This window comes from Streptosporangium sp. DT93 (genome assembly GCF_049844535.1).
Taxonomy (GTDB): Bacteria; Actinomycetota; Actinomycetes; order Streptosporangiales; family Streptosporangiaceae; genus Streptosporangium.
Genome location: NZ_JBNCLF010000066.1, coordinates 1 through 648, shown reverse-complemented (window position 1 = coordinate 648; position 648 = coordinate 1). Strand labels below are relative to the sequence as shown.

Genomic DNA, 648 nt, shown 5'->3' with positions numbered 1-648 from the left:
GACGACGCCGCCTACCTGATCTACACCTCCGGCTCCACCGGCACCCCCAAAGGCGTCCTCGTCTCCCACCGCTCAGCTCATAACTATTGCTACAACGCGGTCGAGCAGTTCGCCGTCACCGCCACCGACATCATCCCCCAAACGGCTAACCCCGCCTTCGATGCCACCATCTTCGACACCTTCGCCCCCCTCCTGGCCGGCGCCACCATCATCAGCGCACCACACACCGTTTTCACCGACCCCGCCGCGTTCACCGACCTGCTCCGCGCGGAACAGGTCACGTTCACGTTCGTATCACCGGCGTTCATGCACCTGCTCGATCCGCAGGAACTCATGGAGAGCCGGTTACGCGGATTCGTGGTCGGTGCCGAAGCGCTCGACGAAAAGCTGCATGGTCACTGGTCGCGACCTGGGCTCACGCTCCATCACGCCTACGGTCCTACCGAGACCACCGTGGCGTGCACCAACTACGTGTGCCCCGACACGCCACTGCGAGGCCCGGTGCCCATCGGCACCGCCATGCCCGATCACCGCGCATATGTTCTCGACAAACGTCTGCGACCGGTACCGATCGGGATATCGGGTCAGCTCTATATCGCCGGGGCCGGTCTGGCTCACGGCTACCTCAACCGGCCCGGTCTCACCGCG

The 648-nt window shown here is 64.7% G+C and carries 1 protein-coding gene; it reads left to right on the top strand.

Annotated elements, in window-relative coordinates; all coding sequences use genetic code 11:
- A partial coding sequence (locus ACLQ2R_RS39500) for an AMP-binding protein (RefSeq protein ID WP_425966540.1) occupies positions 1 to 648 on the top strand: 648 nt, incomplete at both ends.